Consider the following 23,824-nt stretch of genomic DNA (forward strand, 5'->3'; position numbering starts at 1 on the left):
TTAGTTAGCTTTCTGTTGGGCGCCCGCTGCACCTTGTTGGGCCGGTTGGCCCGACTGGTTCTGGGGAGCGGCGCCCGCGGGATTCCATTGCACCGGTTTGACAGTCGCGCCCGGCTTGACCTTCTGCAGGCCTTCGACGATCACGCGGTCGCCATCCTTCAGGCCATCGAGGATCTGCCAGTTGTTGCCTTGTGCCGAACCGGTCTTGACTGGACGCGGCGTTACCTTGTTGTCGGCATCGACCACGAATACGGACGAACCGTTGAGGTCGCGCATGACGGCTTGCTGCGGCACGACCAGTGCCTGCTCGTCGATCGCCTGTTCAATCTTGGTGCGCACGTAGGTACCCGGCAGCAGTACGCGCTTGGGATTGGGGAATTCGGCTCGCAACGAGATCGAGCCGGTGGCTTCGTCCACGGTAACGTCGGAGAACAGCAGCTTGCCCGGCAGCGGGTAGGGCTGGCCGTTTTCCAGGAGCAGCGTCACGCTGGCCTTGTTGTCGCCCACGCTCTTCAACTGGCCGCTGGCCATTGCCTGCTGCAGCTTGAGCAGGTCGGCGCTGGACTGGGTTACGTTGACGTAGATCGGGTCGAGCTGCTGCACCAGTGCCAGTTGGGTGGCGTCGCTGCCCTGGCCGACCAGTGCGCCCTCGGTCACCAGTGCGCGGCCGATGCGGCCGGAAATGGGGGAGGTCACAGTGGCATAGCCCAGGTTCAGCGCGGCGATCCGGACTGCGGCTTCGGCTTGTTTCTGGGCCGCGACGGCATCGTCATATTCCTGCTTGGAGACGGCGTTGACTTCCACCAGCGGTTTGTAGCGCTGCGCCTTCAGGGTGGTCTGGGTCAGCGTGGCCTGGGCATTGTCATAGGTGGCCTGATATTGGGCCGGGTCGATCTTGTACAGGACCTGGCCTTCCTTGACCTCGCTGCCTTCCTTGAAGACGCGCTTCTGGACGATGCCGGCCACGCGGGCGCGGACCTGGGCAACGCGGTAAGCCTCGAGGCGGCCCGGCAGTTCATTGGTAATGGCGATGCGTTGCGGGGCTACGGTGACGACCGATACTTCCGCCGGTGGCATGGCGCCGCCTTGGGCGGCTGGTTTTTGTCCGCAAGCAGCCAGGGCGGCTGCGATTGCGACGGTCATGGTAAGGCGCGTGAAACGACTGACTGAGCTCATAGATATCTCGCACGAAAGTAAAGTGAGGCCGCTGTAGCGGCAATGAAACGAATTCGGTAAAGCAGATGTTGCGATCTCGCCTGACTGCGAGATGTAGGCTAAGGCATGATTGTTGCGAAGCAAAAAATAAGCTGCCGACTTCCCGGTGGAAGCAGTTACTTTTTTGCGGTTGATTTACAGCAGGGACTTGGAACGGGTGCTATTATACATACATTCGTGTATGTATGTATCTGCCTGATACTCCACATTAATTTATCAAACTTGTTGAAATAGGCGTAGCAAAATATGAGTGATTCCTTGCATTTTGTGAATCATGCGGCTTTTGCGCCATTTCCGCCAGTCAAAAACCGAGCCCGAATCCTCGTGCATGCGGCAATTTGCCGCGGCCGACCCGGGTAATCTCATGCCATGCCATTGTGCCGAACATTGTCTTACGAAAACATGACCGTAGTGCTTTGGAAAAGCCGTACTTCCGTACGGGGTGTCCAAATTCGCTGTGCAGATGCAGCATGAGCGCCGGTTCGTCGGCGCTTGCCGGAAAAAGCAGCGCCATGCGCTTGTGGGCTCCGGTGTGGTTTTTTTCTTCTTTCCTATCCAGCATGCAGGTTTTGCCATGATCCAGACTTCGATTTCAGGTTCCACTCGTGTTTCGGCTGCGGCCGGGCGGAGCTGATATGGCTCGCTCGACCAAGGAAGAGGCACTCGAAACGCGCGCACGCATTCTCGACGCTGCCGAGCATGTGTTTCACGAGCGCGGCGTTTCGCATACCTCGCTGGCCGACGTGGCCAAGGCCGCCGACGTCACGCGCGGCGCCATCTACTGGCATTTCAAGAACAAGAGCGACCTGTTCGATGCCATGTGCGAACGGGTGCGCCTGCCCATGGAAGCGGTACTGGAAGAAAACGCCAGCCCGCAGCTGGCCGACCCGCTCGGGCAGTTCCTGCGCAGCGGCGTGTATGTGCTGACCATGGCTGCCACCGATGAACGATGCCGCAAGGTGTTCGATATCATCTTCAACAAGTGCGAATTCGCCGACCACGACGATCCCATCCTGATACGCCAGCGCGAGTGCCATGTTGATGGCATGCTGCGCCTGGAACAGATCCTCACCAACGCCATTTCCCGCGGCCAGTTGCCTGCTACGCTGAACATACGGCTGGCTTGCCTGATGGCGCATACCACCTTCAGCGGCTTGCTGACCGACTGGTTTTTCGCGCCGGACAGCTTCGACCTGGTCAAGGACGGCGAAAAAATGCTGGCGGCCTCGCTGCATGCGCTAAAGACCGCGCCTTCGCTGCAGAACGACGCGGCCTGATCCCGTCGCTCTACTGTGGCGGCGCCGTCAGCAGCACGTTGATCAGCGCCAGGTCTTCCTCGCGCAGCGCACCGGCCGCTGCCTTCAATTTCAAGCCGTTCATCAATGTATCGTAGCGCGCCTTGGACAGGTCGCGCCGCGTGGAGTACAGCTGCTGCTGCGCGTTGAGCACGTCGATATTGATCCGCACGCCAACCTGGTAGCCCAGTTTGTTGGAGTCCAGCGATGACTGGCTCGACACTTCCGCCGCTTCATACGCCTTCACCTGCGACAACCCGTTGGCCACGCCCAGGTAAGCCTGGCGCGCATTGAGCACGGCGGTGCGGCGCGCGTTATCCAGGTCGGAGCGGGCCTTCTCGGCCAGCGCGACGGCTTCATCCACTTTGCTGCTGGTCGAAAATCCTGAGAACAGCGGGATATTCCACTGCACCCCGATCGAGTTGCTGTAGCCGCGCTGGTTCAGGTAGGGTGTGCGCACGCTCTTCTGGTCGTTGAAATTGCGCGCCGCCACCAGGTCCACCGTCGGCGTGTAGTCGGCGCGGTTGCGCTTGATCTCGCTTTGCGCGATCTCCAGCGCCACCTGTTGTGCCATCACGCCGTAGTTGTCGGATTGCGCGCTGGCGACCCAGGTATCGATCTGCGCAGGCTGCGGCGGTGACAGCTTGACGCTGCTGCGCAAGACCGCCAGCGGCGTCGGCGGCTGGCCGATGATCTGCTGCAGCCTGGCAAGCGCCACTTCCAGGTCGTTCTGGGCGGCGATCTCCTGCGCATTGGCCAGGTCGTAACGGGCCTGGGCTTCGTTGGTGTCGGTGATGGTCGAGGTGCCGATCTCGAAATTGCGTTTGGCCGAGGCCAGTTGTTCCGAGATGGCGATCTTTTGCGCACCCAGGAAGGACAGCGCATCCTGCGCGGCCAGCACGTCGAAGTAGGCCTGGCCCACACGCAGGATCAGGTCTTGCTGCGCCTGGGCGAACTGCGCCTCGCTGGAGGCGACGGAAAGTTTTCCCTGCTTGTAGCTCTCCCAGTTGGCCAGGCGGAACAGCGGCTGGGTCAGCTGCAGCGCATAGGTATTGGATGAACTGTCGAAGTTTTGGTCCGAGCGCATATAGCTGCCGCCTACGCCGACGGTCGGCAACAGGCCGGCACGTCCCTGGATTCCCTTCTCGCGGCCCGCCGTCAGCGCATAGCGCGCGCTGGTGTAGACCGGGTCATTGGCCAGCGCGAGCTGGTAGACCTGCAGCAGGTCGGCCGCGCCGGCGGCTGCGTGCAAGGAAAGGCCGACGGCCAACAGGGGAGCGAGCAGGGTACGGCGCATGGACGGATTCTCCGGGCAAAACAGGGCAGGACAAACGATAGAAACGCAAGTGCATCGGCACGGCCGGGACAGCATCGGGCGGAAGACGTACCTGCGTCGTCCGTAAGGGACGCAGGCAATAAGAAGTGGGGAAATCCGCCGGAGGCTGCCTGGAGCTTGTTGCGCCTGCCTCCGGTCAGGGAGGCAGGGCGCATCAGGCTCAGTAGGTCGGCATGGACGGGTCGACCTGGCTGGCCCAGGCGTGGACGCCGCCGGTCAGGTTGATGACCTTGGTGAAGCCCTGGCGTTCGAGGAACGCCGCGACTTGCATGCTGCGGCCGCCGTGGTGGCAGATGCACACCACGGGTTGCTCTTCATCCAGTTCGGAAAAGCGCCCGGGAACCGTGTTCATCGGTACCAGCTGCGAGCCGGCGATGTTGCAGGTTTGGTGTTCCCAGGGTTCGCGCACATCCAGCAGCAGAGGGGTAGGGCGGTCGGGATCGGCGATCCAGGCGGCCAGGTCCGGGGCGGTGATGTGCTCCATAAGAAATCCTAGAAGGTGAAGGGTGAGGGCGCGGGGGCTGCGTGCAAGGGCTTTGCCAGCGTTTCCACCACGTTGACGGTGTCGAAGGTTTGTTCGGAGGTGCGGGTGATGAGTTTCAACTCCATCACCGGCTCGGTGCCGACGATCGCCAGCAGGCGGCCGCCGATTTTCAGTTGCTTGCCGAAGCCTTCCGGCAGGAACGGCAGCGAACCGGAGATGACGATCACGTCGTATTCGCCAGTCTTGCCGTCGGCGCCGGTCCAGCCCTGCGCGCCATTGCCCAGTTGCACGTCGACATTGGCCACGCCGTAGTCGGACAGGTTCTGTTCGGCCAGCGCTTTCAGTTCCGGCGAGATCTCGACGGTGGTCACGTGGCGCGCCTTGTACGCCAGCAGCGCCGCCATGTAGCCCGAACCGGCGCCGATTTCCAGCACGTATTCGTGTTTCTTGACGTTGGCTTCCTGCAGGATGCGGGCCTCCATCTTGGGCGATAGCATGTTTTCGCCGCCCGGCAGCGGGATTTCGGTGTCGAAGAAGGCCAGGCTACGATGCGCGGCCGGGACGAAATCTTCACGCTTGACGACCGTCAGCAGGTCCAGGATGTCCTGCGCCAGCACGTTCCAGGGGCGGATTTGCTGTTCGATCATGTTGAAGCGGGCTTGTTCGATATTCATGGCAGTAGGCTCAATAGCGACGGAAAGCCGCCATTTTATCAAACACCGCCCAGCTAAACAGCTCATGTACGCCAGGAAAAGCCCCGCAGAATCCCGCCTGTTGCGGGATTTCCTCAATGCAATCCGCCCTGGCGGCGGGCATGCGCTCAATCTTCATGGCGTTCCTCCGCGCCGGTGCGATCCTGAGGCGCCCCGAACCACTTGCGCTTGACCCAGGCGCCCAGGTCGTCCAGGTAGGTATAGGCCACCGGCACCACCACCAGCGTCAGGAGCGAGGAGGTGATGATGCCGCCGATCACCGCCTGCCCCATCGGCGCGCGCTGCTCGGAGCCCTCGGCCACGCCGAAGGCCAGCGGCACCATGCCGAACACCATCGCCAGCGTGGTCATCAGGATCGGGCGCAGGCGCACATGGGCCGCTTCCAGCAGCGCCGCGCCGCGTTCCATGCCTTCGCGACGCGCCTGGTTGGCGAAGTCCACCAGCAGGATGGCGTTCTTGGTCACCAGGCCCATCAGCATGATGAAGCCGATGATCGAGAACATGTTCAGCGTCGAGCGGAACAGCATCAGCGCCAGGAACACGCCGATCAGCGTCAACGGCAGCGACGACATGATGGCCACCGGCTGCAGGAAGCTGGCGAACTGCGAGGCCAGGATCATGTAGATGAACACGATCGCCAGCGCCAGCGCGCCCACCGCGTAGCCGAAGGACTCGTTCATGCTCTTGGTGGAGCCGCCGATCTGGTAGCGGTAGCCCGGCGGCCAGTGCATGCCGTCCAGCATGGTCTTGATCTGGGCGTTGATCTGCCCGGCCGATGCGCCCTGAGCGTTGGCCGACAGCTCGACTTCGCGGTTCAGGTCGCGCCGGTTGATCTGGTTGGCGCCCAGCGTGTTCTTGATGTCGGCCACCTGGCGCAGCGGCACCATGCGCGGTGAGCCGTCCGAATTGGTCAGCGTGCTGGCCAGCATCAGGCGCGAGAGGTCGTCCACGGTGCTGCGGTCGCTCGGCGCCAGACGCACGTTGACGTCGTAGTTCTCGTCATCCGGCGCGCGCCAGCTGCTGGCTGCTTCGCCCGCCAGCAGTGGCGAGAGTGCATTGCCCAATTGCGCTACGCCGATGCCCAGGTCAGAGCCGATGTCGCGCCGCGGTTCGACCGAAATGGTCGGCTTTTGCGCTTTCAGGCTGGAGTCGAGGTCGACCACGCCGGGAATCTGGTTGAGCTTTTGCTGCACTTGGTCCGACAGCCGGGCCAGTTGCTGCAAATCCGGCCCCAGCAGGCTGAAGCGGATCTGCTTGCTGTCGCCGCCCACGCCATCGAGCGTGCCGACGTGCGTCACCGTGATGCCGGCCACTTGCGCCAGCTTCTGGCGCAGCAGCGGCGCCATCTGGCCGGTGCTCAGCGTGCGCTCGGTGCGCGGCTTCAGGCGCACGAACACGGTTGCGTAGTTTTTGCCCTGCGAGTTGCCGGTGTTGACGGTGCTGTAGATATCGGTGATCTCGGGGAATTGCCGCAATATCGTCTCGACCTGGTGCACCTTGCTTTCGGTCAGTTCCAGCGAGGAACCCACCGGCGTGAAGAAGGTGACGCCGGTTTCGGAATAGTCCGCCTGCGGCACGAATTCGGAGCCGATCAGGCCCGATGCCGGCAGTGCGAGGCCACCAAAGAAGGTCGCCAGCGCGATCACCAGCGTCAGCACGCGGTGCTTCAGCGACCAGCGCAGCATGTCCTGGTAGCGCGCTGACAGCCATTGCACCAGGCGGTCGAAGGCCTGCAGCACGCGGCCGATGGTTTTGTCATACCAGCCGGCCTTTTTGCCATGTTCGCCATGCGCATCCGGATCGGGCCAGATGGAAGACAGCATCGGGTCCAGCGTGAAGGAGACGAACATCGAGATCAGCACGGCGGCCGCCACGGTCACGCCGAACTGGTGGAAGAAGCGTCCGATGATGCCGCCCATGAAACCCACCGGCAGGAACACCGCGACGATGGAGAAGGTGGTGGCCAGCACCGCCAGGCCGATCTCCTGCGTACCTTCCAGCGCCGCCATGCGGTGCGACTTGAACTTGCCGTGCACCTTCATGCCGGCGTGGCGCACGATGTTCTCCCGCACCACGATGGCATCGTCGATCAAGAGGCCCACGCACAGCGACAGCGCCATCAGCGTGATCATGTTGATGGTGAAGCCGAACATGTACATGAACAGGAAGGTGCCGATCAGCGCTACCGGCAGGGTCAGCCCGGTGATGACGGTGGAGCGCCATGAGTTCAGGAACAGGAACACGATCACGATGGTCAGCACCGCGCCCTCGATCAGCGTGCGGCGCACGTTCTCCACCCCGGTACGGATCTGGCGCGAGCCGTCCTTGACCACCTGCAGCGTCACGCCCGGATACAACTGCTTCAGGCTGGGTTCCATTTCCTTGATGCTGCGCTTGAGACCGTCAGCCACATCGATGGTGTTCTGGCCCTGGGCCTTGAGGATGTCCAGCGCCAGCGTGCGCTGGCCGTTGTACAGCGCCAGCGTCTCCTGCTCTTCCTGGCCGTCGACCACGTTGGCCACCTGCGCCAGCGTTACCGGCTGGCCGCCGCGGCGCGCTACGATGATGCGCCTGAAATCTTCCGGGTTCTTCACCCGGCCCTGCACCTGCACCGTCTTTTCCGCATCCAGCATGCGGATGGCGCCGGTAGGCAGTTCCTGGTTCTCGTTCCTGACCGCGTCGATCACCTGGTTCACGCCGATGCCCAGCGCCTCCATCTCGGCCGGCTTGACGTAGATGTTGACCTGGCGCTTGACGCCGCCCACCAGTGTCACCGAACCCACGCCGCGCACGTTCTCCAGCCGCTTCTTGATCACCTGGTCGGCGATGGTGGTGAGTTCGCGCAGCGTGCGCGGCTTGGCATCGGGCGCATTGGTCACCGAAATCGAGAAGATCGGCTGGTCGGCCGGGTCGAAGCGGGTGATGCGCGGCTCGTCCACTTCCTTGCGGAAGGCGGACTTCACCAGCGCCACCTTCTCGCGCACGTCCTGTGCGCCCTGGGCCGGATCGACGGTGAGGTCGAACTGCACGATCACTACCGACAGGCCTTCATACGAATGCGAGACCAGCGAATCGATGCCGTTGATGGTGTTGACCGATTCCTCGATCTTGCGCGTGACGTCCGATTCGACGTTCTCCGGCGAGGCGCCGGGGTAGGTGGTCTGCACCACCACCACCGGGAAGGTGATGTCGGGGAACTGGTCGACCCGCATGCGCTGGTAGGAGAACAGGCCCAGCACCACGAAGGCCATCATCATCATGGTGGCCAGGACCGGGTTGCCGATCGAGATGCGCGTGAACCACATCGTTCAGCGCTCCTGTGGTTGGGCGGCGGGCATGGTGGACATGGCCGCAGGCGCCGCGCCGCGCTGCAGGATGCGCACCGGCGTACCGGCGCGCAGGATGCCCAGGTTGGCCTTGACCACCAGCGCGCCTTCAGCCAGGCCGCTGGCGATTTCCACCGCGCCGCCATCGGCATTGCGGCCTTGCAGGCCGGTCACCACCGGGCGCCGCGCCAGCACGTTGTTTTCGATGGCGTAGACGTAGGCGTTGCCATCCTCGACCTGGATCGCCGTGCCCGGCACGGCCAGCACGCGGCCCTTCTTTTCCAGCGTCAGGCCGGCATCGGCAAACATGCCGGCGCGCAAGAGGCCCGTGGGATTATCCACGCGCACGTAGACCATGATCGAGCGCGAACCCGACTGCGTGGCCGGGTTGATGCGCACCACGCGGCCGACCACTTTCTGCGGCAGGCCTTCCACCGCGACCAGCACTTCCTGGCCGATTTGCACTTTCAGGATGTCGTTGGTCGGCACCGGCGCTTCCAGTTCCATCTGCGACAGGTCGACCACGTCCAGCAGCTTGCCGTCGACCGCCACCTTTTCGCCGGGCTGCACATTGCGTGCGCTGATCATGCCGGTGATAGGCGAGCGCACCACGGTATCGGCCAGTGCCTTGCGCGCCACTTCCAGCGCGCCGCGCGCGCTGTCGACGTTGGCCTTTGCGATGTCGAACTGGCTGGCGGCGGTGTCGAAGGCGTTGCGCGAGATGAAGCCCTTGTCCAGCAGCACCTGGTTGTTGTTGCGGGTCTGGGTGGCGATTTCCAGCTGGCCCTGCGAGGCCACCAGCGAGCCGCGCGCCTGGTCGACCTTGGCCTGGTAATCGGCGGTCTCGATGCGGGCCAGCACCTGGCCTTCCTTGACCGCCTCGCCTTCGCGCACCAGCACCTGCTGCACCTCGCCGGCCACGCGCGCCTTTACCGACGCCTGGTTCAGTGCGCGCAGCGCGCCCGACAGCGGCAGCACGCGGCGCAATTCGCCGGCCTGCACGGTGTACAGGTCGCCCGGCAGGAATTCCATCGCGCTGGGGGCGGCCGGCGTGGCGGCGGGGGCTGAGGCAGGGGCGCGCTTTTTTAGCAGCAAACCGGCGGCAGCCAGCAGTATCAGGGCCAACAGGGTCCAGCGCAGCCAGCGGCGTTTGGGCAAGGGAAGCTTCATTGAAAAGTCTCTGTTTGGGCATGCAGACGTTTGCGCCCGCGATTTATTGTTGGCCGTTGCGGCGTCAGGCCTTCAGGCCGTTGATGCACAGGTCGACCAGGCTGGCCAGGTAGGCTTGCGGATCGATCGGCGTGATCGAGCAGGGGCCGAAAGACTGGTCCCACAGCATCAGCATCAGCACCGGCGCCACGATGACCTTCTTCATGGACTCGGTATCGATCTGGCGAAATTCGCCGCGCGTCACGCCGCGTTCCAGCATGCGCACGACCATGGCGTCGCTGCGCACGATGATTTCTTCATGGTAGAAGCGCGCCAGTTCGGGAAAGTTGCCCGACTCGGCCATCATCAGCTTGGTGATGCCGTTCAGGCCGGACCGCATGGCCGTCTCCCACCAGCCCAGCATCAGCTCGCGCAGCAGGTCGGCGCTGCTGCCAGGGTAGTTGTCCACCATCGCTTCGGCCTCGTCCAGCAGCGGCAGCATGTGGGTGCGCACCACCGACTTGAACAGGCTTTCCTTGTTTTCGTAATAGAGATACAGCGTGCCCTTGGAGACGCCGGCGCGTGCGGCCACGTCTTCCAGGCGGGTGGCGGCGAAACCGCGTTCCACGAACAATTGCATCGCCGCCGCCAGCAGTTCCTGCGGGCGGTCTTGTTTGCGGCGTTCCCAGCGGGGTTCTTTGGCGGCGTCGGACATAGGCGAGCAAGACAATGCGCACCGCATCGGTCGCCGGCAAGATCCTGCGTAAAACCGGGTTTGCCGCCGGGCGGGAATACGAGTGCGCCAGTAAATTACCGGAGAGTCAGCAATGTAAGTGGCAAACGGCATGGCGTCAAGGATCAAGGGGAAGTGGACGGGCCAGACTACGGACGGGCCGGCTCGGCGGCCAGCGCCATGCGACCGGTGGTGATCCGGGCACCGTGAAATGCAGCAAAGGCGAAGTGAGCCGCCGCTGCAATGGTATGGAAGCATACCCAAGACCGGATGAAGGAAGGATGAAGCGGCGGGCCTGGCCGCCGTCGAGGCTTTACAATGGCGCCTGCGAATTGCCGGCCGGCAGTCCGCGCTCCGCTACTCCGATGATTTGCCATCCCATGAACTGCCGCCCCCAATGCGGCGCCTGCTGCACGGCGCCTTCCATCACCAGCCCTCTTCCCGGCATGCCCAACGGCAAGCCGGCCGGGGTGCCTTGCGTGCAGCTGGATGAGGCGATGCGCTGCAAAGTCTTCGGCCGGCCCGAGCGCCCGGCCTTCTGCGGCGGCTTGCAGCCGTCGGCCGACATGTGCGGCGATAGCCGTGCAGCGGCCATGTTCTGGCTGGGCGCGCTGGAGGCGGCGACCGCACCGGCCAGTTGATCAGCTTACCCTTTCATCAGGGGAAGATTTCCGCCAGCCGCTCCTTGGGGCGCACCAGCAGCGTCCCCTTGGGCGCCACCACTATGGGGCGGTTAATCAGGATGGGATGTTCGGCCATCGCATCGATCAGTTGGGCATCGGTCAGCGCCGGATCGTCCAGGCCCAGCTCGGCGTAGACCGCTTCCTTGCTGCGGATGAGGTCGCGCACCGGTACGCCCATGGCGGCGACCAACTTCTTCAGCGTGGCGCGGTCGGGCGGGGTCTTCAGGTATTCGATCACGGTCGGTTCGGCGCCGCCGTCGCGCAGCGCCTGCAGCACGTTGCGGGAAGTGCCGCATTTTGGGTTGTGATAAATGGTGATGTCGCTCATGGAGATCCTTTCGGGCGCGCGCCGCGGTTGTTGGCGGCAAAACCGATATGGTAACGTTTCCGCCCGGCGCGGTTGCGCGGGGCTTTCTGCTTCGGCACTAATAGAGCGCTAAGTGTCGTACTGTAGAATTTCGATTTGTTGCGCCGCACCTTTACGCGCAAGCATAGTCAAAAAGCCGGTTTTCCTGATTCACCCGCCACTTTTTCCTGTCAACTCCACCAAAAGAAGCCACCCTAGCCACGTATGGACACCATCCTCGCGCTCAAGGCGCTCATCATGGGCATCGTAGAAGGCCTGACTGAATTTCTGCCCATTTCTTCTACCGGACACCTGATCCTGGCTGGCAATCTGCTGCAGTTCAGCAGTCCGGATTTCCCCAAGGAAAAAGTTGACGTCTTTGAAATCGTCATCCAGGCCGGCGCCATCCTCGCGGTGTGCTGGGAATACCGCGTGCGCATCGCCTCGGTGCTGGCTGGCCTGTTCACCGACCGCAAGGCGCAGCGCCTGGTGATCAACCTGATCGTCGCCTTTCTGCCGGCGGCCATCCTCGGCCTCCTGTTCAGCCGGAAGATCAAGGAAATGCTGTTCAACCCGCTTTCGGTGGCGGTCGCCTTCATCGTCGGCGGCCTGGTCATTCTATGGGTGGAACGCCGCAACAAGGACCGCATGAGCATGGCGTCGGCACGCATCGAAACCGTGGACGACATGACCCCGCTCGACGCGCTCAAGGTTGGCATCGCCCAGGCCTTCGCGCTGATTCCCGGCACCAGCCGCTCCGGCGCCACCATCATCGGCGGCATGCTGTTCGGCTTGTCGCGCAAGGCGGCTACCGAGTTCTCGTTTTTCCTGGCGATCCCGACGCTGTTCGCCGCCACCATCTATTCGCTGTACAAGGAGCGTGCGCTGCTGACGGCCGCCGATGTGCCGCTGTTTACCGTGGGCACCGTGGCGGCTTTCGTCTCTGCCTTCCTGTGCGTGCGCTGGCTGCTGCGCTATATCAGCTCACACGATTTCACCATCTTCGCCTGGTACCGGATCGTATTTGGTATCGTCGTGCTGGCCACCGCTTATAGCGGCGTGGTGGTCTGGGTGGAATAATTTCACGCGTCTTCCTCAGGTTTTACTAATTCGGTGCAGCTTTACCGCACCAGGCCGGACGCCAAGATGCGTCCGGCGTCACAATTACCTTTCGCCAACCTCATCCAAAAGAGAATTTTATGGCCAATGTTTGCAGCGCCGGACTCGATATCGGTTTTGCTTCGCTTAGCTATCTGCAGATCGGTTTTCTCGGCGTCGTCCAGGGCATCACCGAATTGTTGCCCATTTCTTCCACCGCCCATATGCGTATAGTGCCGGCCTTCCTCGGCTGGCATGACCCCGGTTCGGCGTTTTCCGCCGCGATGCAGCTGGCGGCGCTGGCCGCGGTGATCAGCTATTTCCGCCGCGACGTAGTGGCCGTCACCGGCGGCAGCGTGGCCGCCTGGCGCCGTCGTGATTTCAATGACCCGATGTTCAAACTAGCGGTGGCCATCATCCTGGCCACCATTCCCATTGGCATTGCCGGGCTGGCGTTGTCGCACGTGCTCAATGCCTGCGGCTCGCCGCTGCGCAGCCTGAGCGTGATCGGCTATTCCTGTATCGGCATGGCCATCCTGCTGGCGATTGCCGAACTGGTGTGCCGCCATCGCCGCAGCGTCGACCAGATGCGCTTGCGCGATGCGCTCATCGTCGGCATCGCCCAGGTCGGCGCGCTGATCCCGGGCGTGTCGCGCTCCGGCTCTACGCTCACCGCCGCCTTGTTCCTCAATTTCCGCCGTGAAGAGGCTGCGCGTTTCTCTTTTTTGCTGGGTTTGCCGGCCATCGCGCTGGCCGGATTGAAAGAACTGGCCGTGCTGCTGCACGCGAATATTCCGCTGCAGGCCTGGGGCGTGCTGCTCTTCGGCTTGGTGGTGGCCAGCGTTTCGGCCTTTGCCGCCATCTGGGGCCTGATGAAGTTCCTGGAGAAGTTCTCCACCTGGCCCTTCATCGTCTATCGCGCCGCGCTGGGGATATTCCTGCTGCTCGCGGTAGGCCAGGGCTGGCTGCAATAAAATAGCGCCTTCCGTTTCCGCAAGTTCCGTGACACCCGCATAAAGATCCATGGTCGATTTCGATACCCTGCCTGCCGACACCCCTTTGCCGCAGCGTGCCCTGCACGTGCTGGAGACCGTGTTCGGCTATTCGTCCTTCCGTGGGCACCAGGGCGAGATCGTCCAGCACGTCGCCACCGGCGGCGATGCGCTGGTCTTGATGCCGACCGGTGGCGGCAAGTCGCTGTGCTACCAGGTGCCGGCCTTGCTGCGCGACGGCGTGGGGGTGGTGGTGTCGCCGCTGATCGCGCTGATGCAGGATCAGGTCGATGCGCTGGACGAAGTCGGCGTGCGCGCCGCCTTCCTCAACTCCACCCAGAGTTTCGATGAGGCGATGCAGATCGAACGCCGCCTGCGCCAGGGCGACCTCGACCTGCTCTACGTCGCGCCGGAACGGCTGATGACGCCGCGCTGCCTGGAACTGCTGCAGTCGGCCAATATCTCGCTGTTCGCCATCGATGAGGCGCATTGCGTCTCGCAATGGGGGCATGACTTCCGTCCCGAATACATTAAGCTCTCGGTGCTGCACGAGCGCTTTCCGCAGGTGCCGCGCATTGCGCTCACCGCCACCGCGGACGCCCAGACGCGGGAGGAGATCATCCATCGCCTGCAGCTGGAACAGGCGCGCCAGTTCGTTTCCTCCTTCGACCGTCCCAATATCCGCTACCAGATCGTGGAAAAGGCCAACGGCCGCAAGCAGTTGCTGGACTTCATCAAGAGCGAGCATCCGGACGACGCCGGGATCGTCTATTGCCTCTCGCGCAAGAAGGTGGAAGAGACCGCCGAATTCCTGCGCGGTGAAGGCCTCAACGCGCTGGCCTATCACGCCGGCATGGACTATGCGCAGCGCACCGCCAACCAGGCGCGCTTCCTGCGCGAGGACAAGATCGTGATGGTCGCCACCATCGCCTTCGGCATGGGCATCGATAAACCTGATGTGCGTTTCGTCTGCCACCTCGACCTGCCCAAGAGCGTCGAAGGCTATTACCAGGAAACCGGCCGTGCCGGCCGCGACGGCTTGCCGGCCGACGCCTGGATGGCCTACGGCCTGCAAGACGTGGTGCAGCAGCGCCGCATGATCGGAGAATCCGAGGCCGACGAAAGCTTCAAGCGGGTGCAAGGCGCCAAGCTCGACGCCATGCTCGGCCTGTGCGAAACCCTGAACTGCCGCCGTGTGCGGCTGCTCAATTACTTCGGCCAGGAAGCAAGCCCCTGCAACAACTGCGACATCTGCATGACTCCGCCGGTATCCTTCGACGCCACGGTCGAGGTGCAGAAGCTGCTGTCCACCGTCTACCGCGTCGAACAACGTTTCGCACCCGGCCACGTGGTGGAAGTACTGCGCGGCATTGACGGCGACCGCGTCAAGCAGTGGCGCCATGACCAGCTCTCGGTATTCGGCATCGGCGGCGACCGCGGCGAGGCCGAGTGGCGCGCCATCCTGCGCCAGGTGATTGCACTGGGCTTGCTGACCGTCGACCACGAGAACTACAGTGCGCTCAAGCTCACCGAAGCCGCCCGCCCGGTGCTGCGCGGCGAGCAAAACATACAGTTGCGCCAGTACCAGAAACCCGTCAAGCCCAAACGGAGTTCGCAGCGTTCCACCTTCACCGAGACCGACCTGTCGTCGGAAGAGCAGGCATTGTTCGAGAAGCTGCGCTGGTGGCGCGTGGAAACCGCGCGTGAGCACAATGTCCCCGCCTACGTCATCTTCCACGACGCCACCATGCGCGAGATCGCCAAGGCGCGTCCGCAATCGCTGGACGACTTGCGCCACGTCAATGGCGTAGGTGAAAAGAAACTGGAAACCTATGGCGCGCAGATCATCTCGTTGATCGCCAGCGCCGAGGAAGCGCAAGGTTGATGGTTTGCATCGAGGATAAAAGGAGCGGGCGGTGAACTTCTTCTTGTCGTCCAGCCTGGGTTGATGCACAAAAAAACGGCATGCTCATTGGAGCATGCCGTTTTTTATCGTAGCACCGAAGCGCAAAGAGGCGTCAGGTCTTTTTCTCGAATACCAGATCCCACACCCCATGCCCCAGCCGTAACCCACGGTTCTCGAACTTGGTCGTAGGACGATAATCGGGACGCGGCGCGTAACCGGACGGATCGGAAGAGGTATTTTTCAGCGTAGGCTCCGCACTCAACACTTCCAGCATCTGGATCGCATACTCTTCCCAGTCGGTGGCGCAGTGGAGGTAGCCGCCAACCGCCAGCCGCGAGCTCAGAAGCTGCACCAGCGGGCCTTGGATCAGGCGGCGCTTGTTGTGGCGCGCCTTGTGCCACGGGTCGGGGAAGAACACGTGCGCGCCGGCCAGTGAGTCTGGCGCAATCATGTGGTTCAGCACTTCCACGGCATCGTGTTGGATGATGCGTACGTTGTCCAGTTTGCCTTCGTCCACCAGTTTCAAATAACTGCCCACGCCCGGCGTGTGCACTTCCACGCCGATGAAATTCTTTTCCGGCATCAGCGCAGCAATCTTTGCACTGGTCTCGCCCATGCCGAAACCGATCTCAAGCACCGTCGGCGCGTTGCGGCCGAATGCGACATCCAGATCCAGCGTTTCCTTGGCATAAGGCAGCAGGAATTTCGGCCCCAGCTCCTCCAGCGCACGCCCTTGCGCATTGGAAACGCGCCCGGTGCGGGTAACAAAGCTGCGGATGCGGCGCTCGCTGGGATCGTAGAAAAGCGGCTTGCCGGATTTGTTCTCAGACATGAAGTACTCGTGAATCGGTGAGGCGCGGCCCGGAATATCCCAGCCGGAAAACTCCGGCATAAAGCCGCATGGAATTGGAGCGGGTGATGGGAATCACCCAAGGCAGCCAACTCATTGATTAATAAAGATTTTTTCTGGTTATCAAAGCCAGAAATGGCCTCTAAGTGTACCACCCCGACCCTCTTGGCGAAAGACGTACATCCACCGCCTTCCGCTGGCGGCCACCGACAGCCACTGCGATCAGGAAGCGACCGATTTTGCGATCTGCAGTGCCCTTCGCTCGAATCGCTCGGAAACAGAGTTCGCTTGTCCCTGGGGTCTATGCAGGTGCGTCACGATCTCGTAGGGGCCGTCGTCCAGCGGTCGCATGCTGATTCCCCATCCATGGGCGCGCTTGATGCGCGATTGCGCGGATACCCCGACACCGTAGCCGGCAGAAACCCATAGCGCCATCATCTCGAAGGACGTGACGTACTGAAGATTTTGCTGGTCGGCAGGCAGGTGCGAGAGCAGTCGATGATCCAGCGAAGAACACGTCTCAGCCCGCCAGCGAAAGATCGGGTAGTCCTGTAGATCGGCGATGGTGAGCGATGCCTGATCCAGCAAGGGAAACCGCAGCGGCATCGCAACGGCCATGTGCTCAATCCACAGGGGTTGGGTTTGGAGGGCCGGATCGCTCGACCCTTGAAGCGACACCCCTACGTCATAGAGGCCTTCACGAAGTCCATCAAGCAACTCGTCACCTGCAACCTCAAAGAACGCGATGCTGACCTCGGGTTCTTCGGCACGTTGTAGCGCGAGCAGCGCCGAAAGCTGCGATGACGATACGCCTGGCGCTATCGCAAGCCTGAGGTGGGCGGGTTGGCTGGTGAGGTTGTCCATGGAGAACCCACAGAAGCGACGAAGTAGGTCAAGGGCAAACCAGCATCATAGTAAAGAGAGAACTTTAACGTCTATATTTTTAACGTGGTTAATTTAAGAGGATTGTTTGACGCTTCTGTCGATGCAGAAGCTTACTATTCAGCCAGGTCGTCCACCTGGCACATCCACCTATGAATCCGAACCAGCATTAGCTTTCGGGCGGGCCGTGCGCGCCGCCCGCGTCGCGCACGGCGTCGCTCAAGACGACTTTGCATTTCAGGCTGGAATATCGCGTTCGCACATGGGCAAGATCGAGCGCGGGGAGCATGTGCCGACGCTTCCCCTGATACTGAAAATTGCTACCGCGCTCGGGATCAGCGCCAGCGAGTTGATGGCGGCGACTGAAAAGAACCTCAACTCTGGCAGTAAGCCGCAAGGCTCGCCATAAACAGCCGCGAACTTCAGTAGCAGCCCTTGCCGCCCGATCAATCGCCCGAGTGCGCGCGCAGGCGCGCAATGAACCGCTCCGCCGACACCGGCATATCCTCGCTGACGGGCCGCAGCAAGTAGGTCGTGATGACTGCGGAATCCATGGCCAGGGGGCGGATCACCACATCGGGGCGCTGGCTCGCCGCGACCCTGGTTGCCCTGATGAAGCCAACTCCGTAGCCCGCACCGACCAGGGTGAGCATCATGTCCAGCGAAGACACATGCTCGGCGACGTCAGGCTGACGCTCCAGCGGCCGCAGGAGCCGCGCCAGTTCACGGTAGTAGCCTTCGTATACCTGTGGATCGCATAAGACCAGTGGGTAGCTCGCGAGCTTGTGCAGCGGAACAGTCTTATGTGAAAGCAAGGGGTGCCGGGCGGGCACCGCGACCACCAGCGAGTCGTGCCAGAGTGGCTCGGTCAGGATGTCATCGCCGACCTCCGCCGTGTGCGCAAACCCGATCGAGAAGTCGCCCGAGCGCAACCCGCGCAACTGCTCGGCCAGCGGCACTTCGGACAGGCGAATCTCGATCTCCGGCTCCTCCTCGCGGCAACGGGCCAGGAGGGCCGACAGCCGGGGATCGATTGCGCCGTCGGACACTGCAATGCGAAGGCTTCCGCTCAGGCCCGCGGCGACCGCCTGAGCGTTCTCCTGAGCCTGCTTCAGCGCGGCGAACACCCTGCGCACGTCTTGCAGGAAAGTTGCGCCCGCCTCGGTAAGCACCGTACCTCGGCGGTTGCGCACGAAGAGCACCACGCCCAGATCGCCCTCAAGCTCCTTGATGGCGCGGGACAAGGGTGGCTGTTCGATATGAAGGCGCTCGGCGGCCCGAGTGAAGTGCAGCTCCTCTGCGAGAGCCACAAAGCAGCGAAGGTGTCGCAGTTCCATGGGCCATGCTCCTGTTCCATATCAAGGATCTATTCGCACCAGTTTTCGTCCGCGATGGCCTGCTGGATGCACCCCATTCCACGCCGTTCCTGGTGCGCTCCGCTGGGCTGATCGTCTACTCGTCCACGTCAGATCACTCATTTGCGCCTCAAAAAATGGTTATCATAATGCAGCGCACTAGCAAACCAGCTTGGATTTATAGACGTCTTTTCAAGCAGCTCATATACTTTCTGCAGAAATCTGCATAAGCATTCGCTAACCCGAACGAGCCAACCAGGATGCCCCACGAACAGCTTGCCGATCTAACCCAGCCACAGCGCGACCGGCTCGCGTTCGTGGAGTTGCGCGTGCGCTTCATTGGGGAGATGCGCCGCCAGGACTTGGTCGCGCGGTTTGGTATCCAGTCCGCTGCTGCGTCCAGGGACCTGGCGCTGTACAAGGAAATCGCCCCCGGCAACATCGACTACGACGGCAAAGGCAAGTTCTACGTCCTCGGCCCGAGCTTCCAGCCGATCTTCGATTTCCCGCCCGAGCGGGTGTTGTCGTGGCTGACGCAGGGTTTTGGCGACGGTGAACCGATGCGCATCAAAGCCTGGGTGGCCAGCGAGAGCCCGTCCCGGCTCACCCACCCTGACCTGGACATCCTGGCGAGCGTGACTCGTGCCATCCACTACGAATGCCCGATGGGGATCGAGTACCACTCCATCTCCAGTGGCCGCACCGTGCGGGAGATCGTCCCGTTCGCGCTGATCGACAACGGCCTGCGCTGGCACGTCCGCGCCTTCGACCGCAAATCGCAGGAGTTCCGGGATTTTGTCATCACCCGGATCAAGCGCCCTGTGGTGCGCAAGGGGCAGCCCGTGGCGCCCCACGAAATGAACGATCAGGACATTCAGTGGACCCGGATCGTCGAGCTGGAGCTGGTTCCTCACCCGGATCAGCCCCGGCCAGAAATCACTGAAATGGACTACGGCATGCAGGGTGGTGTGCTGCACATGAAGCTGCGCGCCGCCACCGCCGGCTACATCCTGCGCAAATGGAGTGTGGACTGCTCCCCCGACCACAATCTGCGCGGCCCCGAATACCGGCTTTGGTTGAGGAACCACCTCGCCATCTATGGTGTGCGCAGTGCGGTGCTGGCGCCGGGTTACCGCTCCCCTGATCAACACCGGCTCGAAGCCGAGACGGACTGATGGGATGAGCATGCTCGCAAAACTGGAACGACTCATCGGCGAAATCGGCGACCTCAACAGCAAGTTGATCCTGCTGGTCGGCCCCAGCCGCAGTGGCAAGACCCAACTGCTGCGCCAGCTCAGCGCCAAGCTCAATATCGAGCCGCTCAACGTCGGCCTGGAGCTGGGGCGCCGGCTGGCCGCCACGCCGAACAACAAGCGCGGCTTCTCGGCAGGCGAACTGCTGCGCGAGATGGCGCTGCTTGAACAATTCGGGGAGCGAACCGAAACCCCGCTGCTGCTCGACAACCTGGAGTTGCTGTTCGAGCCCAGCTTGCAGATCAACCCGCTTGACCTCGTCAGGCGGCTGGCTCACGCCAGGCGTGTCGTGGCCGTCTGGCCTGGCGAGCTGCGCGGTGATCGGCTGATCTACGCCGACATGAGCCATCCAGAACATCGTGACTACAGCCAGGACGGTGTGGTCGTACTCGAAATTTGACCGAATTTACGAAAACTGCGGGAAGAGAGAAGCATATGGGCACGAACATGAAATACGGAGATTTGATCCAGTTCGAGCAGATCGAGTCAGTCATTCAACTGCTCGATGCCGGACGCCCGGACGAAGCCAAGAAGCTCGTCGCGACCTATGTCATCTCCGATGACATGGCCGAGCGAATCTCCAAGCTCATGGTTCCCCAGCTCAGTTTCGAGGATTCGGTCGATCACAAGGGCGTGCTGATCGTCGGCAACTACGGCACCGGTAAATCGCACTTGATGTCGGTGCTGTCGCTGGTGGCAGAAGACGCCGCTTATGCGCCGATGATTCGCCACCCCAAGGTCGCCGAGGCGGTTGCCTCCATTGCCGGAAAATTCAAGGTTCTTCGCATCGAGGTGGGCGGCCTGGAAATGCCGCTGCGCCAGGTCATCACCCAGCAGCTTGAGCGCTTCCTCGACAAACTGGGCGTCAGCTACAGCTTCCCGGCGGCAGATCAGGAACTCAACAACAAAGAGTCTCTTGAAGAAATGATGGCCGCCTTCCATGAGGTCTACCCAGACCAGGGCCTGCTGCTGGTGGTTGATGAGTTCCTGGAATACCTGCAATCGCGCAAGGACAACGAACTGATTCGCGACTTGGCCATCCTGCGGCAGATCGGCGAAATCACCAAACATCTCAAGTTCCGCTTCGTGGCCGGCGTGCAGGAAGCCATCTTCGACAGCGTGCGCTTCCAGCATGTGGCCGACAGCATGCGCCGGGTCAACGAGCGCTTCACCCAAATCCTCATCGACCGCCAGGACGTGAGCTTCGTCGTCTCCGCGCGCCTGCTCAAGAAGACTGCCGACCAGCAGAACAAGATCCGCGAATACCTCACGCCGTTCGCCAAGTTCTACGGCTCCATGAACGAGCGCATGGACGAGTACGTGCGACTGTTCCCGGTGCACCCGGACTACCTGAAGACCTTCGAGCAGATCCACTTCACCGAGAAGCGCGGCGCGCTCAAGACCATCGAGGCCGCCATGCTGGCCATCCTCGACCAGGAAGTGCCCGCCGACAAGCCGCTGTTCATCAGCTACGAGAGTTTCTGGAACACCATCAAGGCCAACTCGGTCTTGCGCGCCGACCCGAACATCAAGGAAGTGATGCGCGTCTCCGAAGTGCTGGAGTCGCGCGTGCAGCAGGCCTTCACGCGCCCGGCTTACAAGCCGATGGCGCTGCGCGTCATCAACGCGCTGGCCGTCCATCGACTGACCACCGGTGGCGACATCCACATTCCGATCGGCCCCACCGCCGCCGAGCTGCGTGACGCCCTGTGTCTGTTCCAGCCGGGCGTGGAAGACATGCCGGGCGACCCCGCCGAGAACCTGCTGTCGATGGTGCAAACCGTGATGCGGGAAGTGCTGAAGACCGTCAACGGTCAGTTCATCTCCAAGGCACCTGACACCGAGCAGTACTACCTCGACCTCAAGAAAGACATCGACTACGACGCGCAGATCGAAAAGCGCGCCGAAGCTCTGTCCGACGATGCACTGGATCGTGCCTACTACAGCGCCGTCAAAGCGCTGATGGAGTGCAGCGACGACCTGCGCTACCCCGGCTTCCAGATCTGGCAGTACCAGCTCGAATGGCAAGAACGCCGTGTCGAGCGCATGGGCTACCTGTTCTTCGGCGCGCCGAATGATCGGCCCACGGCCCAGCCGGAACGCGATTTCTACGTCTACTTCATCCAACCCTTCGACAAACCGAAGTTCGCCGATAACAACCTGTCGGATGAGGTCTTCTTCCGCCTCACCGGACTGGACGACGATCTCAAGCGGCACCTGTCGTCCTACGCCGCGGCGCTCGATCTGGCCTCCACCGCCAGTGGCGGCGCCAAGGGCATCTACCTGTCCAAGGCACAGGATTTCCTGCGCGCCATGAGCAAGTGGCTGCAAGAAAAGCAGATGACCGCCTTCGAGGTCACCTACCAAGGCAAGAAAAAGAACCTGCAGGACTGGGCCAAAGGCGTGTCGCTGCGTGACCGGGCGCGCCTCGGTGCGGACGAGCGCATCAACTTCCGCGACGTGGTGAACGTCATTTCGGGCCTGGTACTGGGCCAGCGTTTCGGCGATCTCGCGCCGGAATACCCCAGCTTTTCCGTGCTGGTCACCGAGACCAACCGCAAGCAACTGATCGGCAACGCACTGCGCGCTCTGGCCGGCGGTACGCGCACCAAGGATGCTGCAGCTATGCTCGATGCGCTGGAACTGCTCGATGGCGACCGCGTCGATCCGGCCAACTCCCGCTACGCGCAGGAAGTGCTGAACCGGCTCAAAGCCAAGGGCCACGGCCAGGTGCTCAACCGCAACGAACTGCTGTCAGGCTCGTCCGACATTGAGTATTTCACACCAGACAAATTTCGACTGGAACCCGACCTGCTGGTCACTGTGCTGAGCGGTCTGGTCTATTCCGGCGACATCGTGCTGTCGATCACCGGCGACAAGATCGACTCCGGCAAGCTGGCGCAACTGGCAGAACGCTCGTTGGAGGAACTCAAGCAGTTCAAGCACATCGAGGCGCCCAAGGAGATCAACCTCGCCGTGCTGCGCGCCTTGTTCGAGTTGTTCGACCTGCCGTCTGGCCTGGCCCAGAAGGCCAGCCAGGGCGACATTGAACCGGTCATCAAACTGCAGGAAAAAGTCAGCGCGCTGGTGCCGCGCGTGCTCAAGGCCGGCTCCGATCTGCAGCAAGGCAAGCTCGGTTTCTGGGGCCAGAACCTGCTGCGCGAGGAAGAAGCCAAGGACTGGTACGCCCGGCTCGATTCGTTGAAGAAATTCACCGAGTCGCTGACACCCTACAACACCGTCGGCAAACTCAAGAACCTACGCGTCACCGAGGAAGACCTGGACGGTCAGAAAAAGAATCTGGAAATCCTGGCTGCCGTCGAGCGTCTGCTCGAACTGGTGGCGGAGCTGGGCAGCACGGCGTCCTACCTCTCGCAGGCCGAGATGGTGTTGCCCGCCGAGCACCCGTGGCTGAAACAGGCTGAAGCCGCCCGCAAGGCCATCTTCGACAAGATCAGCCAGGACCGCAGCGCCGAGCACGCTGCCCTGATTCTGGGTAATGGCCGGCAGACGCTGGCCCAGCTCAAGAAGGACTACATCACCGCCTACATCGCCAGCCACAGCAAGGCGCGCCTCGGCGTGGCCGAGGACAAGACCCGCAACGCCCTGCGCAAGGACGACCGCCTGCTGGCACTGCGCGTACTGGCCGGCGTGTCGCTGATGCCTACCAGCCAGCTCACCGCCTTCGAGGAATCCCTCAACGGCTTAAAGAGCTGCTCATCGCTGGATGAGCCGACGCTGGTCACGGCCGCCGTCTGCCCGCACTGCCAGTTCCGCCCGGCTGCCGAGCAACTGGAGCTGCTGCCTGCCGTCAACCGCCTGCACAAGCTGGACGATGACCTGGATGAGTTGCTGGCCAACTGGCAGCAGACCCTGCTGGAAAACCTGGAAGACCCGTTCACCCAGGACAGCCTCGGCCTGTTGCCCGCAGCAAGCAAGAAACTGATCGACGCCTTTCTGGCCTCACGCAAGCTGCCGGAGCCCTTGACCCAAGAGTTCGCCAATGCCGTGCAAGAGGCGCTGTCGGGGCTGGAGAAGATCGCGGTCAAAGGCGACGAGATCAAGCAGGCACTGCTGCAAGGCGGATCGCCGGCCACGCCGGATGAGCTGCGCAAGCGCTTCGATGCCTTCATGAACGAACGCTGCAAGGGCAAGGATGCCACCAAGCTGCGCTTCGTGATCGAGTGATGCCATGACTCTGCAAACGA

The 23,824-nt window shown here is 62.3% G+C and carries 22 protein-coding genes; 9 read left to right on the forward strand and 13 right to left on the reverse strand.

What is annotated here, in order from left to right; all coding sequences use genetic code 11:
* Both AKL28_RS06725 and AKL28_RS06730 read right to left on the reverse strand, forming a co-directional pair.
* The gene (locus tag AKL28_RS06725; protein ID WP_050467340.1) at positions 1 to 1,176 is read right to left on the reverse strand and encodes an efflux RND transporter periplasmic adaptor subunit; all 1,176 of its coding nucleotides are present in this window, start codon (positions 1,174 to 1,176) and stop codon (positions 1 to 3) included.
* Between the two features lie 340 nt (positions 1,177 to 1,516).
* The gene (locus AKL28_RS06730) at positions 1,517 to 1,777 is read right to left on the reverse strand and encodes a hypothetical protein (RefSeq protein ID WP_050467341.1); all 261 of its coding nucleotides are present in this window, start codon (positions 1,775 to 1,777) and stop codon (positions 1,517 to 1,519) included.
* A 73-nt stretch (positions 1,778 to 1,850) separates the two neighbouring features.
* Between AKL28_RS06730 and AKL28_RS06735 the strand changes: the two genes are divergently transcribed.
* Positions 1,851 to 2,492, forward strand: a complete 642-nt coding sequence (locus tag AKL28_RS06735; RefSeq protein ID WP_050467342.1) for a TetR family transcriptional regulator — start codon at positions 1,851 to 1,853, stop codon at positions 2,490 to 2,492.
* A 10-nt stretch (positions 2,493 to 2,502) separates the two neighbouring features.
* On the opposite strand, the gene AKL28_RS06740 is transcribed toward AKL28_RS06735, so the two are convergent.
* The 7 genes from AKL28_RS06740 to AKL28_RS06765 form a co-directional block, all read right to left on the reverse strand.
* A complete protein-coding gene (locus AKL28_RS06740) occupies positions 2,503 to 3,807 on the reverse strand; it encodes a TolC family outer membrane protein (RefSeq protein ID WP_050467343.1) in 1,305 nt (434 codons plus the stop codon).
* Positions 3,808 to 4,006: 199 nt separating this feature from the next.
* Positions 4,007 to 4,330: a rhodanese-like domain-containing protein gene (locus AKL28_RS06745; RefSeq protein ID WP_050467344.1), complete on the reverse strand. Its 324-nt coding sequence runs from the start codon at positions 4,328 to 4,330 to the stop codon at positions 4,007 to 4,009.
* A gap of 8 nt (positions 4,331 to 4,338) precedes the next feature.
* The gene (locus AKL28_RS06750; RefSeq protein ID WP_050467345.1) at positions 4,339 to 5,004 is read right to left on the reverse strand and encodes a protein-L-isoaspartate O-methyltransferase family protein; all 666 of its coding nucleotides are present in this window, start codon (positions 5,002 to 5,004) and stop codon (positions 4,339 to 4,341) included.
* A 10-nt stretch (positions 5,005 to 5,014) separates the two neighbouring features.
* A complete protein-coding gene (locus tag AKL28_RS24360) occupies positions 5,015 to 5,161 on the reverse strand; it encodes a hypothetical protein (protein WP_156226252.1) in 147 nt (48 codons plus the stop codon).
* Positions 5,151 to 8,348, reverse strand: coding sequence for an efflux RND transporter permease subunit (locus AKL28_RS06755; RefSeq protein ID WP_050467346.1), 3,198 nt, complete (start codon positions 8,346 to 8,348; stop codon positions 5,151 to 5,153). Before AKL28_RS06755 ends, AKL28_RS24360 begins: the two co-directional genes overlap by 11 nt.
* 3 nt (positions 8,349 to 8,351) lie before the next feature.
* Complete coding sequence (locus AKL28_RS06760) at positions 8,352 to 9,539, reverse strand: efflux RND transporter periplasmic adaptor subunit (RefSeq protein WP_050467347.1); 1,188 nt, start codon at positions 9,537 to 9,539, stop codon at positions 8,352 to 8,354.
* A 64-nt stretch (positions 9,540 to 9,603) separates the two neighbouring features.
* Positions 9,604 to 10,233 (reverse strand): TetR/AcrR family transcriptional regulator, encoded by a 630-nt coding sequence (locus tag AKL28_RS06765; RefSeq protein WP_050467348.1) that lies wholly within the window; start codon positions 10,231 to 10,233, stop codon positions 9,604 to 9,606.
* A gap of 398 nt (positions 10,234 to 10,631) precedes the next feature.
* On the opposite strand from AKL28_RS06765, the gene AKL28_RS06770 reads away from it, so the two are divergent.
* Entirely contained in the window at positions 10,632 to 10,892 is a 261-nt protein-coding gene (locus AKL28_RS06770) for a YkgJ family cysteine cluster protein (RefSeq protein ID WP_082221399.1), read from the forward strand.
* A 16-nt stretch (positions 10,893 to 10,908) separates the two neighbouring features.
* Here the strand turns inward: AKL28_RS06770 and arsC are convergent, their stop codons facing one another.
* On the reverse strand, positions 10,909 to 11,262 hold the full coding sequence (gene arsC / locus AKL28_RS06775; RefSeq protein ID WP_050467349.1) for an arsenate reductase (glutaredoxin): 354 nt from the start codon (positions 11,260 to 11,262) through the stop codon (positions 10,909 to 10,911).
* Positions 11,263 to 11,505: 243 nt separating this feature from the next.
* On the opposite strand from arsC, the gene AKL28_RS06780 reads away from it, so the two are divergent.
* The 3 genes from AKL28_RS06780 (at position 11,506) to recQ (ending at position 15,255) form a co-directional block, all read left to right on the forward strand.
* Positions 11,506 to 12,360, forward strand: coding sequence for an undecaprenyl-diphosphate phosphatase (locus tag AKL28_RS06780; protein ID WP_050467350.1), 855 nt, complete (start codon positions 11,506 to 11,508; stop codon positions 12,358 to 12,360).
* 119 nt (positions 12,361 to 12,479) lie between these two features.
* Positions 12,480 to 13,352 carry an undecaprenyl-diphosphate phosphatase gene (locus AKL28_RS06785; protein WP_050467351.1) on the forward strand — a complete coding sequence of 291 codons (873 nt, stop codon included), beginning with the start codon at positions 12,480 to 12,482 and terminating at the stop codon, positions 13,350 to 13,352.
* A gap of 49 nt (positions 13,353 to 13,401) precedes the next feature.
* A complete protein-coding gene (recQ, locus tag AKL28_RS06790; protein ID WP_050467352.1) occupies positions 13,402 to 15,255 on the forward strand; it encodes a DNA helicase RecQ in 1,854 nt (617 codons plus the stop codon).
* Positions 15,256 to 15,388: 133 nt separating this feature from the next.
* Here recQ and trmB read toward each other — a convergent pair whose 3' ends face one another.
* A complete protein-coding gene (gene trmB / locus AKL28_RS06795; protein ID WP_050467408.1) occupies positions 15,389 to 16,108 on the reverse strand; it encodes a tRNA (guanosine(46)-N7)-methyltransferase TrmB in 720 nt (239 codons plus the stop codon).
* Between the two features lie 240 nt (positions 16,109 to 16,348).
* A complete protein-coding gene (locus AKL28_RS06800) occupies positions 16,349 to 16,990 on the reverse strand; it encodes a substrate-binding domain-containing protein (RefSeq protein ID WP_050467353.1) in 642 nt (213 codons plus the stop codon).
* 121 nt (positions 16,991 to 17,111) lie between these two features.
* Between AKL28_RS06800 and AKL28_RS06805 the strand changes: the two genes are divergently transcribed.
* Complete coding sequence (locus tag AKL28_RS06805; protein ID WP_050467409.1) at positions 17,112 to 17,417, forward strand: helix-turn-helix domain-containing protein; 306 nt, start codon at positions 17,112 to 17,114, stop codon at positions 17,415 to 17,417.
* Between the two features lie 37 nt (positions 17,418 to 17,454).
* Here AKL28_RS06805 and AKL28_RS06810 read toward each other — a convergent pair whose 3' ends face one another.
* Positions 17,455 to 18,345: a LysR family transcriptional regulator gene (locus AKL28_RS06810; protein WP_050467354.1), complete on the reverse strand. Its 891-nt coding sequence runs from the start codon at positions 18,343 to 18,345 to the stop codon at positions 17,455 to 17,457.
* A 278-nt stretch (positions 18,346 to 18,623) separates the two neighbouring features.
* On the opposite strand from AKL28_RS06810, the gene AKL28_RS06820 reads away from it, so the two are divergent.
* From AKL28_RS06820 to AKL28_RS06830, 3 genes are read left to right on the forward strand one after another with little or no spacing between them, the layout of a single operon-like run.
* Positions 18,624 to 19,538 (forward strand): WYL domain-containing transcriptional regulator, encoded by a 915-nt coding sequence (locus AKL28_RS06820; protein ID WP_050467356.1) that lies wholly within the window; start codon positions 18,624 to 18,626, stop codon positions 19,536 to 19,538.
* Positions 19,539 to 19,542: 4 nt separating this feature from the next.
* The gene (gene brxF, locus AKL28_RS06825) at positions 19,543 to 20,016 is read left to right on the forward strand and encodes a BREX-3 system P-loop-containing protein BrxF (RefSeq protein ID WP_082221396.1); all 474 of its coding nucleotides are present in this window, start codon (positions 19,543 to 19,545) and stop codon (positions 20,014 to 20,016) included.
* A gap of 47 nt (positions 20,017 to 20,063) precedes the next feature.
* Positions 20,064 to 23,804 (forward strand): DUF6079 family protein, encoded by a 3,741-nt coding sequence (locus tag AKL28_RS06830; RefSeq protein ID WP_050467411.1) that lies wholly within the window; start codon positions 20,064 to 20,066, stop codon positions 23,802 to 23,804.
* Positions 23,805 to 23,824: the final 20 nt, after the last annotated feature.

The sequence above is a fragment of the Herbaspirillum chlorophenolicum genome (assembly GCF_001189955.1).
Lineage (GTDB): Bacteria > Pseudomonadota > Gammaproteobacteria > Burkholderiales > Burkholderiaceae_D > Herbaspirillum > Herbaspirillum chlorophenolicum.

Excerpts from the sequence above, each read along its gene's own strand:
- AKL28_RS06805 (WP_050467409.1), top strand. The coding sequence starts at position 17,112 with ATGCAGAAGCTTACTATTCAGCCAGGTCGTCCACCTGGCACATCCACC.
- AKL28_RS06740 (WP_050467343.1), bottom strand. The coding sequence starts at position 3,807 with ATGCGCCGTACCCTGCTCGCTCCCCTGTTGGCCGTCGGCCTTTCCTTG.
- AKL28_RS06830 (WP_050467411.1), top strand. The coding sequence starts at position 20,064 with ATGAAATACGGAGATTTGATCCAGTTCGAGCAGATCGAGTCAGTCATT.
- AKL28_RS06810 (WP_050467354.1), bottom strand. The coding sequence starts at position 18,345 with ATGGAACTGCGACACCTTCGCTGCTTTGTGGCTCTCGCAGAGGAGCTG.
- AKL28_RS06785 (WP_050467351.1), top strand. The coding sequence starts at position 12,480 with ATGGCCAATGTTTGCAGCGCCGGACTCGATATCGGTTTTGCTTCGCTT.
- AKL28_RS06770 (WP_082221399.1), top strand. The coding sequence starts at position 10,632 with ATGAACTGCCGCCCCCAATGCGGCGCCTGCTGCACGGCGCCTTCCATC.
- brxF (WP_082221396.1), top strand. The coding sequence starts at position 19,543 with ATGAGCATGCTCGCAAAACTGGAACGACTCATCGGCGAAATCGGCGAC.
- AKL28_RS06760 (WP_050467347.1), bottom strand. The coding sequence starts at position 9,539 with ATGAAGCTTCCCTTGCCCAAACGCCGCTGGCTGCGCTGGACCCTGTTG.
- recQ (WP_050467352.1), top strand. The coding sequence starts at position 13,402 with ATGGTCGATTTCGATACCCTGCCTGCCGACACCCCTTTGCCGCAGCGT.
- AKL28_RS24360 (WP_156226252.1), bottom strand. The coding sequence starts at position 5,161 with ATGAAGATTGAGCGCATGCCCGCCGCCAGGGCGGATTGCATTGAGGAA.
- AKL28_RS06800 (WP_050467353.1), bottom strand. The coding sequence starts at position 16,990 with ATGGACAACCTCACCAGCCAACCCGCCCACCTCAGGCTTGCGATAGCG.
- AKL28_RS06755 (WP_050467346.1), bottom strand. The coding sequence starts at position 8,348 with ATGTGGTTCACGCGCATCTCGATCGGCAACCCGGTCCTGGCCACCATG.
- arsC (WP_050467349.1), bottom strand. The coding sequence starts at position 11,262 with ATGAGCGACATCACCATTTATCACAACCCAAAATGCGGCACTTCCCGC.
- AKL28_RS06780 (WP_050467350.1), top strand. The coding sequence starts at position 11,506 with ATGGACACCATCCTCGCGCTCAAGGCGCTCATCATGGGCATCGTAGAA.
- trmB (WP_050467408.1), bottom strand. The coding sequence starts at position 16,108 with ATGTCTGAGAACAAATCCGGCAAGCCGCTTTTCTACGATCCCAGCGAG.
- AKL28_RS06725 (WP_050467340.1), bottom strand. The coding sequence starts at position 1,176 with ATGAGCTCAGTCAGTCGTTTCACGCGCCTTACCATGACCGTCGCAATC.
- AKL28_RS06745 (WP_050467344.1), bottom strand. The coding sequence starts at position 4,330 with ATGGAGCACATCACCGCCCCGGACCTGGCCGCCTGGATCGCCGATCCC.
- AKL28_RS06765 (WP_050467348.1), bottom strand. The coding sequence starts at position 10,233 with ATGTCCGACGCCGCCAAAGAACCCCGCTGGGAACGCCGCAAACAAGAC.
- AKL28_RS06730 (WP_050467341.1), bottom strand. The coding sequence starts at position 1,777 with ATGCTGGATAGGAAAGAAGAAAAAAACCACACCGGAGCCCACAAGCGC.
- AKL28_RS06750 (WP_050467345.1), bottom strand. The coding sequence starts at position 5,004 with ATGAATATCGAACAAGCCCGCTTCAACATGATCGAACAGCAAATCCGC.
- AKL28_RS06820 (WP_050467356.1), top strand. The coding sequence starts at position 18,624 with ATGCCCCACGAACAGCTTGCCGATCTAACCCAGCCACAGCGCGACCGG.
- AKL28_RS06735 (WP_050467342.1), top strand. The coding sequence starts at position 1,851 with ATGGCTCGCTCGACCAAGGAAGAGGCACTCGAAACGCGCGCACGCATT.